A 13237-nucleotide genomic window follows, 5' to 3' on the forward strand; every position below is an offset into this window, starting at 1 on the left:
ATAGGGGCTGGAACGCTCCCCCACCCCACTAGTGTTGATCCGTGACCTTTCTCATTGCCGCCCTGGGTGTTCTGGGTGTTGCCTCCTCCGGTCCGCTCATTGCGGGCACCCTCGGAGCCACCTCAGTGACGGCACTGGCTATCGCTTTCTGGCGGAATGCGATCGGTGCGGTGGTGATGGCAGCTCCGGTGGCCATCCGCGAGCCGAGAGCATTCGGCAGGATCACCCGTCGGGAATTCGGTTGGTCCACTGTTGCCGCCGTTGCACTGGCGTTCCACTTCGCTTGCTTCATCACCGCCCTTGAACTGACCTCGGTGGCGGCCGCCACTGCCTTGGTGTGCCTGCAATCCGCGTGGATCGCGGTCTTCCAGTTGTTCCGGGGCACACGGCATCGCTGGCCGGTGCTGGTGGGCCTGGGGATCGCTTTCGGCGGCGTGGTGGCCATTACCGGGTTCGATATGGGTTCCTCGCCGGAGGCCCTGCTCGGAGACTTGTTGGCGATTGCCGGCGGCGCTCTGGCGGGTCTCTATACACTTGCGGGCGGGAAGGCCCGCCAATCCATGGGAACGGGTACCTACACCACGCTCTGCTACGGCATGTGCGCAGCGATCGTGGCGGTGCTGGCACTGTTCAGCTCCCAGCCATTGACAGGGTTCGACGCCGGAGGCTGGCTTGGCATTATTGCCATCACGGTTTGCGCGCAGCTGGTAGGGCACACGGCGTTCAACCACTTGCTGGCCACGATGAGTCCGCTGCTGGTGTCCATGATCATCCTGCTGGAGATTCCGGGCGCTGCCATCCTGGCTGCAGTCTTCCTGTCTGAGACCCTGCCTGCCGGGACCTACGCGGGCTTGGCACTGATCCTGGTTGGCCTGGCCGTGGTTGTTGCCGGGCAGCGGCGGGGACGCACGGCAGGAGATCGACGCGAAGCTGAGCTGGGCACGGACTGAGGATCCGCCGTCGGGCGCTTGTCATCGGCGCTGCGCGCCTAGACACCACCGCGGCGGGCGCCCTGTGCGGCGTTGGCCGTGTGGATGGCCCGGAGGATCTTGGCCGGGAAGTACACCGAGAAGAACACCACCATGGGTGCTTTCAGGGCCATCTTTTTGACGTTGTGGGCCTTGTACGTCCGGTCGAAGCGCTGCACGTAGTAGCGGTAATCGCGGGGTGAATCCTCCAGCCGGCGGGCAGACATCCCGGACACCATCTGCGGCACGTACTGCACTTTGAGGTCGTGCTCGAAGAGGTGCAGTGACAGATCAATGTCCTCGTGCATTTCGTCCTTGGGATCCAGGCACGCTTCGTCGCGGATGGTCTCCCAGGCGGTGCGGCGAAGGGCCATGTTGGAGCCAAAGAGGAAATGGTATTGGTGCTTGGCCAAGCGCAACATGAGCTGGCGCATTTTGTCGTCCGCCTTGAGGCCGAAGCGGCGCATGGGCATGTCGTAATAGACCACAGGACCCGTGGCCGCAGCGATCGACGGGTCTGTGAACGCCTTTTGGACTTGTTCAACCCAGTCCGGTTCCAGGACGGAATCTGCATCGATGCGTCCCACTACCTCGCCCGTGGCGCTGTTCAGGCCATGATTGCGGGTGGGGATCAGGCCCTGGAAGGCTTCCTGGCGCAGGAGAATGATGGGGCTTTCCGGGTATTCCTGCTGCATCTGGCGCACGATCCTGGCTGTGCGGTCCGTGGAAAGGTTGTCCACCACAATGATTTCGTCAGCAGGAACGGACTGGTAGATGGCCGCGATGAGGCACTGGCGAATGACGCTTTCCTCGTTATACGCCGGGATGACGATGGACACGCCCGGGGGCACCGGACCATCCTGAAGGGCACCCGCAGAGGGTCTATCGGCTGACATCACTCCAAATCTAACACTCGAGGCAGTGCGTCGGACGGAGCCTTGGGTTACAAGCCGGCAAACACTGAAGGGATCCCGGCGACGGCCGGGATCCCTTCAGTAGATGACGTGCCGGCCCCTGACAGGGACCACTTGTCAGTGCTTAGTTCTGTACACCCTTGGCGTCGGAGTCCGAGCCCTCAGTGTCCTTGTGCAAGCTGGCCGCGATGTTCTTGACGGCAGTCTTGGCGTCGGTTGCCACCTTCGCAGAGGAGTCTTCAACGTTCTTGAAAGCATCCTCGGTGGCCTGCTCTGCCTCTGCTGCGGCTTCCTCCGGCGTGATGTCCTTGGTGCCGGATTCAGTCACTGCGGCAGCCGTTGCTGATGCTGAGGCATCAGCCGAAGCCGGGGCAGCTGGAACCGGAGCGGGCGTCGGAGTAACCGGGGAAGGTGTCTTCCACGGATCCTCCACCGGCTTGGAAGCTTTCCATGCGGCAACGCCGGCGGCAGCGGCCGCGGCGATAACAGTCACGATCAGCCAGCCGCGCTTCTTAGGCTTTGGCTGTTCCTTCACCAAAGCGGTGGAAACGGCCTTGGTGGCCTGATCGGTCACTGCCTTGATCTGCTTGCCTGTGGCCTGCGCCTGCTCCTGGACGCTGTGCACAACGCCGGAATCAACCAGCTTCTGCGCTACGGCGTCAACCTGGGCCGGCGCGTTCTCCAACGCGTGGTGCACGGCTACCGAAGCCTGGCCCAATTGCTCGGACAGCTTGGGCAGGTACTCATCCACCACTTTGTCCCGCGCGTGGCCGAGAGCCGGAGTGGCCTTGTTGAGCGTCTCCTGGATCCTGGGCGTTGCGTCCTCCACTACGTCATGGATCTTCGGCGCAAGGTGCGCCAATCCATCCTGAATCCGCGGCGTAACAACAGCAACGCCGTCGGCAAGGTTGTGCGCAGCGGACTTCAGCCCCTCTTGGATCTTGGGGGAAGCGGTATCAATGCCGTGCTGGATACGCGGAACAGCCCAGTTGACGGCGGCTTCCACGCGGGGTGCTGCCCAGTCGCGGGCGTTGTCCACACCTGCCACAACGGATTGTTCGAGGTCGCGGGCAATACGGTCTGATTTCTTCACAACTACCTCCCGATACACATGCTCGTTTGTTGCTAGCCTACGTCGCTTGTGGAACACCGGCTATTCATCTGCCCGATTCGTCCCGGATTTCACCGAGCGCGGAACCGGCTTTACAACTGCAACGGCGTTGACCCTGCATGGAAGAATGGGGCCATGACCATCGCAACCGCAAAAGCAACGATCCACACGACCCTCGGCGACATCAAGGTTGACCTCTTCGGCAACCACGCGCCCAAGACGGTCGCCAACTTCATTGGCTTGGCCACGGGCGAAAAGTCCTGGAACCACCCTGAAACGGGCGAAGACAAGACCGGGACGCCGCTGTACGACGGCACCATCTTCCACCGCATCATCAAGGACTTCATGATCCAGGGCGGAGATCCCCTGGGCCGCGGCGTTGGCGGACCGGGCTACCAGTTCGACGACGAAATCCACCCTGAACTGACCTTCAACGCTCCCTACAAGCTGGCCATGGCCAACGCTGGTATCCAGATGGGCAAGGGCACCAACGGGTCACAGTTCTTCATCACCACCGTGAACACCGACTGGCTCTTCGGCAAGCACAGCATCTTCGGCGAGGTCACGGACGAGGAATCCCGCAAGGTTGTGGATGCCATTGAGGCCGTCCGCACCGGCATGGGCGACCGCCCCGTTGAGGACGTCGTCATCAACAGCATCGACATCGAACAGCTCTAGTCAGACCCTGAACCTGAGCTCATGAGTTACGGAATCCCGTCGGCAGAGCCGTCCGCTGATATTCCGGTGTGCCCGAGGCACCCGGACAGGCCCTCCTATGTGCGGTGCCAGCGCTGCGGGCGCCCTGCGTGCCCCGAGTGCCAGCGGGCGGCCGCCGTCGGGTTCCAATGCGTTGACTGCGTCAACGAACAAAAACGTACGACGCCGGTCTACCGGTCGCCGTACGGCGGCGCCCTGGCTGTGGGCAAGCCCTTGGTGACGTACGTGATCATTGGCTTGTGCCTGTTGATCTTTGTCCTTCAGTGGATCGTGCCCCGGGATGCGGTCTTCCAGAATTTTGCCTTCGCGAATATCTTCGCCGACAGCCAACCGTGGCGCATGCTCACCGCGGCCTTCCTGCATTCGCAGGGTTTCCTGCTTCATATCGTGCTGAACATGTACACGCTGTGGATCTTCGGACAAGCCCTTGAGCCTTTGCTCGGGCGTATCCGGTTCCTCGCTCTGTACCTGATCTCTGCCGTCGGCGGATCGGTAGGCTACCTGGCCCTGACCCCGATGTTTCCGCCCGTTGCCGTTGTGGGTGCTTCCGGGGCCATCTTCGGCCTCTTCGGAGCCATGCTGGTGGTGCAACGCCACCGTGGCGGTGAAACCAAACAACTCTGGGTCCTGATCGCCATCAATGGAGCCATCGGTTTCTTCGTTCCCAGCATCGCGTGGCAAGCGCACCTGGGTGGCTTGATCACGGGTGGCCTGGCTGCTGCCGTTATCGCCTACGCACCAAAGGGCAAGAACCAAGCCCTGCTGCAGGCCGGCGGGCTGATCCTGGTGGCTGGCCTGTTGGCCGTGGTCACGTGGTTCCGCGTCACTGCCGGATAGCCGCTCGTCAGCTGGTTTCCCCGTCCGCCGCTGGCTTGGCCTTCGTCAGCCTGCAACCGGCATCACCGGCTGCCGCAGGATGGTCCTGAGTTTCTCCGGTGCGGTGCGGCGCGGATCGCCAAGATAGATTTCATGGTGCTTGCCGGTCATAACCAGTGATTGACCGGGAATGAAACTGTTGTGCATCTCCTCAAGCACGGGTGCCTCATCATCGTAGGACCCAATGTGGAGCGTCTGCACGCTCATGCCTTCCTCCAACGGCCCCAATCGGAGTTCATCCAAGGCCGGGGCCTCCCCCTTTTTGGCCACCACTTCGCGTGCTGCATCAAAATGCTCATGCGTGATCCAATCCGGAACCAGGTTCATCAACGTCCAGTCCCACTGTGACTTGTCCCTGGCGCTGGTGAAGGACTCCATGTCATCGGCCCACCAGAGGGCCTCCAGGGGCATCACACCGTAATCCTTGTCCAGCTCGTTCTTACTGAAGAACTTCAGCTTGTAGGCCACCGGATACAGGGTGGTCAGAGCGTCCTTGTAGGCCTGGGCGCTGTTGGGGTCTCCGTGGCCGTCGATCATCAGGAACTGCAGCGGTGGAACTGTTACTACCGAGAACTCGCCGTGCTTGGCGCTGTAGCTGGGGATCAGTTTCTTGAAGTCGCTCTTCATGCCACCACGGTACGCCCAAGCCCACACCGCGTCGGTTTACTCCGTTACGCCCAGCGGCAGTGGCGGGTGTCCGCGATGTTATCCACAACCGTTATCCACACTGTGTGTAACTTACATGCGTGTAGTTAGACCCGCTTCCGGTCGTTGGGGCCGTGAGATCGGTAGATATCCCCCGAAAGGCATGAATTTCTCCACACCTGTGGATAACTTTGTCCCCGTTGGCCCCGGATCTGTGGACAAACAGAGTGATTATGGGCCCAATGTGGACAACCCTGTTAATTACGTCGCACAGCTGCGTGTATCAACAGGCTTATCAACATTGTTAATAACTTACACTCGTGTAGTTCAGGGCATTCCAAGGGCTCTGAGCCCCGTCATCGTGGGGATTTCCACTGAGAAACCCACAAGTTTTCCCCACCTGTGGATAACTTGTGCGTAGGTGGCTGTTATTAAGTGGGTAACTTTTTGGGCCCCTGCTGCCGGCCGTGTGATCAACGGGGCAGTGTGGCTGTGGAAGGCCGGAGCCGATGTGCCGCCGATGTGCCCCCCAAAGCATCCCAGGGCAAAGCCGGCAATCCTACGATGTTGAACATTCGGTGAAACTTGGGGCACTATCCACAGCCCAGTACACAGTGGGTAAAACTGTTCTTACCCGGGAATGTGGCCAAAATTGGCGCCAGCCCAGCGATCCATGGCCGATTTCCATGGATGTCCACAGAGTTTATCCACGCCTGTGGATAAAGTTGCGCACTTCTGTGGACAAGGGCTGGGGGTTGCGGGGGTTGCCGCACGGGAATCACACCCACGCTGAGCCGATGGATCAGGCCCATACTCCCGACGACCCACGGCGATGGCTGTCCATCAGATGGGTGTCAATGATGCCGATTGCTTCCATGAGGGCATACATGGTGGTGGGCCCAACGAAGGCGAAGCCCTTCTTCCGGAGTGCTTTGGAGAGTGCGACTGACTCAGGAGATGTTGTGGGAATGTCCGCATAGGTACGGGGAGCCGGGGTGGTGGGTGGCTGGAAAGACCATACAAAGTCCACCAGCCCGCCCTCTTCGCGCAGGGCAATAGTGGCCTTGGCATTGGTGATGGCTGCACGGATCTTGAGGCGGTTGCGGACAATCCCGGCATCCAGCATCACCCGTTCGACGTCCTCATCTGTGAAGGCGGCAACGCTGTCCGGGTGGAAGTCCAGGAACGCAGTCCGGAATGCTTCCCGTTTCCGGAGAATGGTGGCCCATGACAGGCCCGCTTGGAAGGCCTCCAGACTGATGCGTTCGTACATGCCTTGCTCATCGCGGACAGGCATTCCCCACTCGTGATCGTAGTAAGCCTGCATGAGCGGGTCCGATGCAGCCCACAGGGGGCGGGCAAGGCCGTCCTCACCGACGACTGTGCCGTTGTCCGGGCTCATTCATGCTCCTCCGCTGCCGGGGGCTCCTGGAACCCGCGGCCAGTTGTTGTGGCGTCTGGGGATATTCTGCCGGGTGGCCCTGACATTCATCGCCTCAAGACATTCCAGTTACCCTCATGGTGATGTTGATCCGTCCGTGCGACAGGCCGCAGTCCGCGGGAGCAGTTCCGGGAAAGACTTTGGGAATGCCGTGATAGGCAAACCTGGATGGCCCACCGAAGACAAACAGGTCTCCGGAGTGGAGTTTCACATCCGTATACGGCTTGGTTCGGGTCTTGGTATTGCCGAAGCGGAAGAGGCAGGCCTCGCCGATGCTGAGGGAAACTACGGGTGCCCCCGAGCGTTCGTCTTTGTCCTGATGCATACCCATGGCTGCGCCGTCGTCGTAGAAGTTCACCAGTGCGGCGTCGGGCGTGTAGTTCGAGGCAAGATCGGTCACTGACCCTTCCGGGTCGGCTCCGGACGCGTAGGCGTCCGCTACAGCCTTCCGTCCCAAACGAACCATCCAGTCCGGGAAATCGAGCACGGGACGGCCGTTGACGTCGGTGGCTTCCCGCGTGTACTTGTACGGTTGCCAATGCCACCCAAGGCACACGGTACGGACCGACATCCGGCGGCCGCCCGGAAGTGTTGCAGCCCGCAAAGGCACCGGACCCTGGGTCCATTCGACAAAGCGCCCCACAATCCACCGCTGCTGCTCGGCGTTGAGCCAGCCGGGGATATGGACCGCACCCGGGGCAATCAGCCGGGGTCCGGCGTCGTGCGTTTCAGGCTGCACCAGCTCCAACGGAAACAAGGCGTCATCGCTCACGCTGCTGCCTCCAAAGTCAGCAGCGCGCGTTTTGCCTCCGGTCCCCCGAGGTAGCCGCCGAAGCTGCCATCCGACTTCACTACACGATGGCAGGGGATGATGACGGGAATCGGGTTGGTGGCACAGGCAGTTCCAACAGCCCGGACCGCATTGGGGCTGCCCGCAGCCAAAGCAACGTCCGCGTAGCTTTCGGTCCGACCATAGGCAATCCTGGGCAGGTGCTGCAGCACATTCAGCCGGAACCCGCGGGACAGTCGGAAGTCCACGGTGAGATCGAACTCTGTCCGGGTGCCGCCAAAATACTCCTCGAGTTGCCGCGCAGCACTGTCCAACCGTGCCGGTGCCTGAAGAATGCGGGGGCTGATGGTGTCGGACAAACGCTGCAGGACTTCGGTGTGGTTTTCCACCTCAAAGGCCACCCGCACGATTCCCCGGTCGGTGGCAGCCAAGAGGAGTTTCCCCACAGGGGAATCCACCACTCTGTAAGCCACGTCCAGGGTGTGGGTCAGTTGGGCATCGCGGGCAAGCCGGGCGCGCAGGCTCGTAAGGGCGGGTTCCAGGCCGGCGTCGAGGGGTTCTAGGAGCGACAACACGTCCGCGTGGTCGGGGCTTGATTCAAGGGTCATCGGATTTCTCCCTTCGAAAGTGAATGTGTCAGCGCCGGACGGTCAACCAGCACGCTGCGGAGGGCTTTGACGCCGTCCGTCCCTGCGCGTCGTGCAGCCTCAGGAGTACCTCCCAGAAGTGCGGCTACGTCCTTATAGGGAAGTCCAGCCAGGTAGTGATACGCCACGGCCTGCCGTTGTTTGGGTGGAAGATGGGCCACCGCGTCCAGTAACTCGATGTGGTCCCCACCGGGAATACCAAGGTGCGACGCATGCTCGGGCGGGGAATCCACCGGGACGGCCCGACGGTTGCCGGCGCGCAGGTGATCGATGCATTTTCGGTGCGCTATGGTGACCAGCCAGGCCTGCACGTTGGCGTCGTGCGGGAGGTCAGGATAGGCCTGGAGGGCAGCGAGGAAGGTATCTGACCAGGCGTCGTCGGCGTCGTGCACGCCCAGGACCGCACGGCACACCCGGAGGACGGTGGCCCCCTGTTCGTGCACTACCGATTCGAAGGGTTTCTTGCCGATCGCTTGCCGAAGCCCCATCAGAAAAGTTTTCCTTCTTTCACAGCCGCCGGTTCTTCCAGTTCAAGAAGGAAGCGTTTGTTCCGGAGGCCACCGGCATACCCGGTCAGTTGGCCCTTGCGTCCCACCACGCGGTGGCACGGAATGATGATGCTGATGGGATTCCGGCCGACGGCGGAGCCCACGGCCTGGGCCAGATGAGGATCGCCCAACTCAGCCGCCAACTCGCCGTAACTGACGGTCTCTCCGAAAGGAATGTCTTTTAGGCGTGTCCATACCTTTTCCTGGAAGGGGTTCCCGCGTGCCTCATGCGCTACGTCAAAAACGGTGCGGTGGCCACTCAGGTATTCGTCCAGTTCGTGCCGGACCCGGGTGAACACAGGATCCTCGAGCCCAACAGGAACCCCGAAGTAGTCGGGCGGAGGCATATGCCAGTGGCCCTCGTAGAAGATGCCCGTCAAAAATTCCCCGCGGGCAGTCAGCGTCAACTGCCCCAACGGGGAATCCATGGTGGTGTGCCGGATGCTCATACCTTGTAGACGTCTACGGGCACGGAAATGTGAGGTGTGGCTTTCCTAGGAGCGCCAGCGCGTGGTCATCAGGAAGCCCACAATGGCAATTCCGAAGCCGGCCACGATGTTCCATGAGGCCCAGTCCCGGACCGGGAATTGTCCCTCGGTGATGTAAAAGGTGATGATCCAGAGGAGGCCGAGGATCATGAGCCCGAACATGACGGCTTTGTACCAAACCGGGTTCGGCTTGTACTGCTGCGCTGCGGAAGCCTGCTGGTCCTGACGGGCAGGCCGCTTGCGGGGCTTGGACTCGGGCACGGATCCTCCTTGGCTGTACGTTGGTACCCGTTCCAGCCAGCCTTGATATCCTGCAGGAAGGAAAATTCCAGCGGTTAACGGCCACGCGGCGTTCCGGGTTGGTTCTAGCTGTCAAGTCTAGCCGCAACTCGGGGTCCGCCCGCCGCGCCCGCGCCCTATCCGAGGAGACGCTGTGGCGCATCAGCAGACGACGGCTACTTCTGCCGTGCCGTCCGGGCGCCGCGGGCAGGAAGAAACTCCCCGGACGCGCCTCCGCGCTTCGGACGTCATCCGAAAACTCAGCCAGATCCTGGGTGAACTCCTCATCACGGCCGGTGTCGTCCTGCTGCTGTTTGTGGGCTGGCAACTGTGGTGGACCAACGTTGAGGCAGACGCCAAACAGGCGGAAGCCATCCAGAACTTCGCCCAGCAACTCACAGGGCCCGTTACTCCTTCAGAGTCCGCGACCCCGGCGGACTACGGGGATCCAGTCGTGGGAACAGCCCCTGCCAACGGGGAAACGATCGGGATCATGTACATTCCGCGTTTCGGTGCCGACTACACCCGTCCCATCATCGAAGGAACCGGCGCGGACGTTCTGGACACGCTGGGCTTGGGACACTACGGAAGCACCAGCATGCCCGGCGCAATCGGGAACTTTGCGGTGGCCGGCCATCGGCAGACACACGGAGCGGTCCTGGACAGCATCCACACCCTGGTTCCCGGGGACAAGATCTACGTTCAGACCGCTGACGGGTACTACACCTACGTCTTCCGCAACAACCAGATCGTGCTTCCCAACCGCACTGATGTATTGCTGCCCGTGCCTACCCAGACGGGCGTCGCGCCTGAGGAGAGAATCCTTACCATGACCAGTTGCAACCCGCGTTTCGGTTCGCAGGAACGCATCATCGCCTACTCCGTCATGGAAAGCTGGCAACCGGCCTCAGCAGGACCGCCGTCGGACATTGCCGCCCAAGTAGCCCAGGCCCAAGGAAAGGGGTAGCGGATGTACGCGTGGATTTTCCGTAATCTACCGGGACCCGTCTGGGTGCGGGTCCTGACCTGTTTGGTATTGGTGGCAGCAGCCCTGGTACTGATGGTCCAGTTCCTCTTCCCCTGGTTCTCCCAATTCACCACTTTGACTGACTCAACGATTGGTTTAGTGCAGCAGCCATGAGCACAACAAAAATTCTTGTAGTAGATAACTACGACAGCTTCGTCTACACCTTGGTGGGATACCTCCAGGAGCTCGGCGCGGAGACCACCGTGGTCCGCAACGACGACGTGACACTCGCCGAGGCCACTGAGCTCGCAGCAACGCGGGACGGCGTCCTCGTCTCGCCGGGTCCCGGAACCCCGGCCGAAGCCGGCGTCTGCATCGAGCTCATCAAGTGGTGCGGCGACAACAGCAAACCGATGTTCGGCGTCTGCCTGGGACACCAGGCCCTGGCCGAGGCGTACGGCGGGGTGGTGACCCATGCCCCTGAACTCATGCACGGCAAGACGTCCCCCGTCAGTCATGAAGGCAAGAGCGTTTTCGCCGGGCTCCCCTCGCCCGTGACGGCAACGCGCTACCACTCACTCGCTGCGGTTCGCGATTCCATCCCGGATGTCCTGGAGATCACTGCCGAAACCACCAACGGCGTAGTGATGGGCTTGCAGCACAAGACCGCACCTCTTTGCGGTGTCCAGTTCCACCCGGAATCGGTCCTCACAGAAGGCGGGTACCAGATGCTCGGCAACTGGTTGGAGTCCTTGGGGATGGCCGGAGCGGCCGAACGCGCGGCCAAACTGAGCCCGCTGATCAAGCAGTAGGTGGCGGGGCTGCGGCGGTCGGCAGCGACCGCCGCCCTCCGCGTGCTAGCTCGTTCCTCGCTTTGATGCACGCTTCCGGGCGCCGGCCCGCTGCCTTCGGTCCGGCTATTTCTTGGTGGCCGTCGGTTTGGGGGTCGGCTTGTCCGTCTCCGTGGGTGTCGAAGTGGGGGTCGGCGTCGGGGTGACGGGGGCCTTCGCCACCGTGATGGTGACGGACTTACCCTGATCCACTTCGGTGTTGAACGTCTCGCTCTGGGCCGTCACGGTGCCTGGCGCTACCTCGGAGTTCTCCTGCTCCACCACCACCATGGGCAAGCCGTTGGTCTTGAGCGAGGCTTCCGCTTCAGCCACCGGCAAGCCAATCAGCTGGGGCATGAGTACCTTGCCCGAGGAGACCTGGAGTTCCACCTTGGAGCTGATGGCGATGGCTCCGCCGGGGGCCGGGCCGGTGTTGATCACTAAGCCCACAGGCACAGTAGCGCTGTGCGTCCGGACAGTCACGATATCGCCGGTGATACCCAGCCTGCGCAGGGCGTCACGGGCGTCGGGCTCCGTACGGCCCACGATGTCGGCCGGAATGGTTACCGAGCTGGGTCCGCTGGAAATCTTGAGGACAACTTCGGCGTCCTGGTCGAGCATTGAACCTGCAGTGGGCGATGTGCCAATGGTCATGTCCTTGGCCACCGTGTCACTGGCTTCGCGCACCGTTTTAGGCACCAGCTTGGCCGAATAGAGTTCCTGGATGGCTTGGGACTCTGTCATGTTGGCCACCACGGGCACAGCGATCTTGGCCGGGACCGGCGGTTGCGCGTTCATGAGGTTGTAAAGCCAGAAACCGCCGCCTGCCAGCACGATAAGAGTGAAGATCACCAGAGTTGCAGCCCACGCACGACGGCGGCTCTTCTGGCCCGCTGTACGCTCGCGTTCCGGTGGGAGGCCCAAAGGAAGGACCTCCTCCGGCTGTTGTTCAGCGGGCTCGTCCTTATACTCCGCTTCCTTGAACTGGTCAGCGGCAAGAAAGCCCACTGCGGTGGAGCTCAGGAGTTGGGTATCCGGGTCCTCTTGGTCCACAAGGTCGTTCGGATCAGTGGGTGCCTCGCTTGCCGGGACAGCCGGGACGGGAATGCCGTTGCTTGCCGCGCGCAGGGCGCGGCGGAAGGAAGCAGCGTCCTGGAAACGGTCTGTCCGGCTCTTCTGCAGGGCCTTGGCAAGGACCGAGTCGAGGGCTTCGGAAACGTCGGGATTGTGCGAGCTGGGCATATCCGGGATTTCGCGGACGTGCTGGTAGGCCACCGAGACCGGGCTGTCGCCGACAAACGGCGGCCGGCTGGTCAGCAGTTCATAGAGGAGGCAACCGGCCGAATAGAGGTCGCTGCGGGCGTCCACGGTTTCGCCGCGGGCCTGCTCCGGTGAAAGGTACTGTGCCGTGCCTACGACGGCTTGGGTTTGGGTCATGGTGGCAGCGGAATCTGCCATGGCGCGAGCAATGCCAAAGTCCATGACTTTGACGTCTCCGGTGTCAGCACAAACCATGACATTGGCTGGCTTGATGTCGCGATGGACGATTCCCGCACGGTGGCTGTATTCCAGAGCGGCCAGGACACCGAGGGTGTAGCCGATGGAATTCTCAACGCCCAGTTCGTTCGCCTTGATCATGTCCCGCAGGGTGCGCCCTGCGACGTATTCCATGACGATGTACGGAACACGAACATCCTCGCCGGGGCCACCCGGGACGGAATATTCGCCGGTATCGAAAATGGCCACGATGGACGGATGGTTCAACGCCGCAACGGCCTGTGCCTCACGTTTGAACCGGGCTTGGAACTGCGGATCGCGGGCCAGATCTGCACGCAGGATCTTGACCGCGATGGTCCTCCCCAGCAAAGTATCCGTTCCGCGGTATACGTCCGCCATGCCACCACGACCGATCAAATCACCGAGTTCGTAGCGTTCATTGAGGATGCGCTGTGAAGACACAGGTGTGCTCTCCTCTCGATGCGCGGGACCTTGGCGTGGCGTAGACATGGGACTCAG

General features: G+C 61.8%; 15 protein-coding genes. 5 read left to right on the forward strand and 10 right to left on the reverse strand.

Annotated features, from left to right (window positions below):
• Nucleotides 1-41: 41 nt before the first annotated feature.
• Nucleotides 42-950 carry a DMT family transporter gene (locus QEH68_RS00065; RefSeq protein WP_280625250.1) on the forward strand — a complete coding sequence of 303 codons (909 nt, stop codon included), beginning with the start codon at nt 42-44 and terminating at the stop codon, nt 948-950.
• Nucleotides 951-988: 38 nt separating this feature from the next.
• Here the strand turns inward: QEH68_RS00065 and QEH68_RS00070 are convergent, their stop codons facing one another.
• Complete coding sequence (locus tag QEH68_RS00070; RefSeq protein ID WP_207595590.1) at nt 989-1864, reverse strand: glycosyltransferase family 2 protein; 876 nt, start codon at nt 1862-1864, stop codon at nt 989-991.
• 142 nt (nt 1865-2006) lie between these two features.
• On the reverse strand, nt 2007-2975 hold the full coding sequence (locus tag QEH68_RS00075; RefSeq protein WP_280625253.1) for a hypothetical protein: 969 nt from the start codon (nt 2973-2975) through the stop codon (nt 2007-2009).
• Between the two features lie 153 nt (nt 2976-3128).
• Between QEH68_RS00075 and QEH68_RS00080 the strand changes: the two genes are divergently transcribed.
• Together QEH68_RS00080 and QEH68_RS00085 are read left to right on the forward strand one after the other, a co-directional pair.
• Nucleotides 3129-3671: a peptidylprolyl isomerase gene (locus QEH68_RS00080; RefSeq protein WP_090822161.1), complete on the forward strand. Its 543-nt coding sequence runs from the start codon at nt 3129-3131 to the stop codon at nt 3669-3671.
• 21 nt (nt 3672-3692) lie between these two features.
• Nucleotides 3693-4547 carry a rhomboid family intramembrane serine protease gene (locus QEH68_RS00085; RefSeq protein WP_280625258.1) on the forward strand — a complete coding sequence of 285 codons (855 nt, stop codon included), beginning with the start codon at nt 3693-3695 and terminating at the stop codon, nt 4545-4547.
• 45 nt (nt 4548-4592) lie between these two features.
• On the opposite strand, the gene QEH68_RS00090 is transcribed toward QEH68_RS00085, so the two are convergent.
• The 7 genes from QEH68_RS00090 to QEH68_RS00120 all read right to left on the reverse strand — a co-directional run bounded on the left by QEH68_RS00090 (nt 4593) and on the right by QEH68_RS00120 (nt 9406).
• Entirely contained in the window at nt 4593-5213 is a 621-nt protein-coding gene (locus QEH68_RS00090; RefSeq protein WP_280625260.1) for a GyrI-like domain-containing protein, read from the reverse strand.
• A gap of 820 nt (nt 5214-6033) precedes the next feature.
• A complete protein-coding gene (locus QEH68_RS00095; RefSeq protein ID WP_280625262.1) occupies nt 6034-6633 on the reverse strand; it encodes a DNA-3-methyladenine glycosylase I in 600 nt (199 codons plus the stop codon).
• 94 nt (nt 6634-6727) lie between these two features.
• Nucleotides 6728-7444 carry an alpha-ketoglutarate-dependent dioxygenase AlkB gene (locus QEH68_RS00100; RefSeq protein ID WP_280625264.1) on the reverse strand — a complete coding sequence of 239 codons (717 nt, stop codon included), beginning with the start codon at nt 7442-7444 and terminating at the stop codon, nt 6728-6730.
• Nucleotides 7441-8070 carry a methylated-DNA--[protein]-cysteine S-methyltransferase gene (locus QEH68_RS00105; protein WP_207595596.1) on the reverse strand — a complete coding sequence of 210 codons (630 nt, stop codon included), beginning with the start codon at nt 8068-8070 and terminating at the stop codon, nt 7441-7443. Before QEH68_RS00105 ends, QEH68_RS00100 begins: the two co-directional genes overlap by 4 nt.
• Nucleotides 8067-8597: an RNA polymerase sigma factor gene (locus QEH68_RS00110; RefSeq protein ID WP_280625267.1), complete on the reverse strand. Its 531-nt coding sequence runs from the start codon at nt 8595-8597 to the stop codon at nt 8067-8069. Before QEH68_RS00110 ends, QEH68_RS00105 begins: the two co-directional genes overlap by 4 nt.
• A complete protein-coding gene (locus QEH68_RS00115) occupies nt 8597-9106 on the reverse strand; it encodes a methylated-DNA--[protein]-cysteine S-methyltransferase (protein WP_280625269.1) in 510 nt (169 codons plus the stop codon). The genes QEH68_RS00110 and QEH68_RS00115 overlap by 1 nt, the downstream gene beginning before the upstream one ends.
• Before the next feature lie 45 nt (nt 9107-9151).
• Nucleotides 9152-9406 carry a cell division protein CrgA gene (locus QEH68_RS00120; protein WP_089593065.1) on the reverse strand — a complete coding sequence of 85 codons (255 nt, stop codon included), beginning with the start codon at nt 9404-9406 and terminating at the stop codon, nt 9152-9154.
• Between the two features lie 157 nt (nt 9407-9563).
• Here QEH68_RS00120 and QEH68_RS00125 point away from each other — a divergent pair, with 157 nt between their 5' ends.
• Both QEH68_RS00125 and QEH68_RS00130 read left to right on the forward strand, forming a co-directional pair.
• A complete protein-coding gene (locus QEH68_RS00125; protein WP_280628061.1) occupies nt 9564-10391 on the forward strand; it encodes a class E sortase in 828 nt (275 codons plus the stop codon).
• Nucleotides 10392-10561: 170 nt separating this feature from the next.
• A complete protein-coding gene (locus QEH68_RS00130) occupies nt 10562-11203 on the forward strand; it encodes an aminodeoxychorismate/anthranilate synthase component II (RefSeq protein WP_280625274.1) in 642 nt (213 codons plus the stop codon).
• A gap of 105 nt (nt 11204-11308) precedes the next feature.
• On the opposite strand, the gene pknB is transcribed toward QEH68_RS00130, so the two are convergent.
• Complete coding sequence (gene pknB / locus QEH68_RS00135) at nt 11309-13228, reverse strand: Stk1 family PASTA domain-containing Ser/Thr kinase (protein ID WP_280625276.1); 1920 nt, start codon at nt 13226-13228, stop codon at nt 11309-11311.
• Between the last annotated feature and the right edge of the window lie 9 nt (nt 13229-13237).

The organism is Paenarthrobacter sp. OM7, assembly GCF_029873575.1.
Lineage (GTDB): Bacteria > Actinomycetota > Actinomycetes > Actinomycetales > Micrococcaceae > Arthrobacter.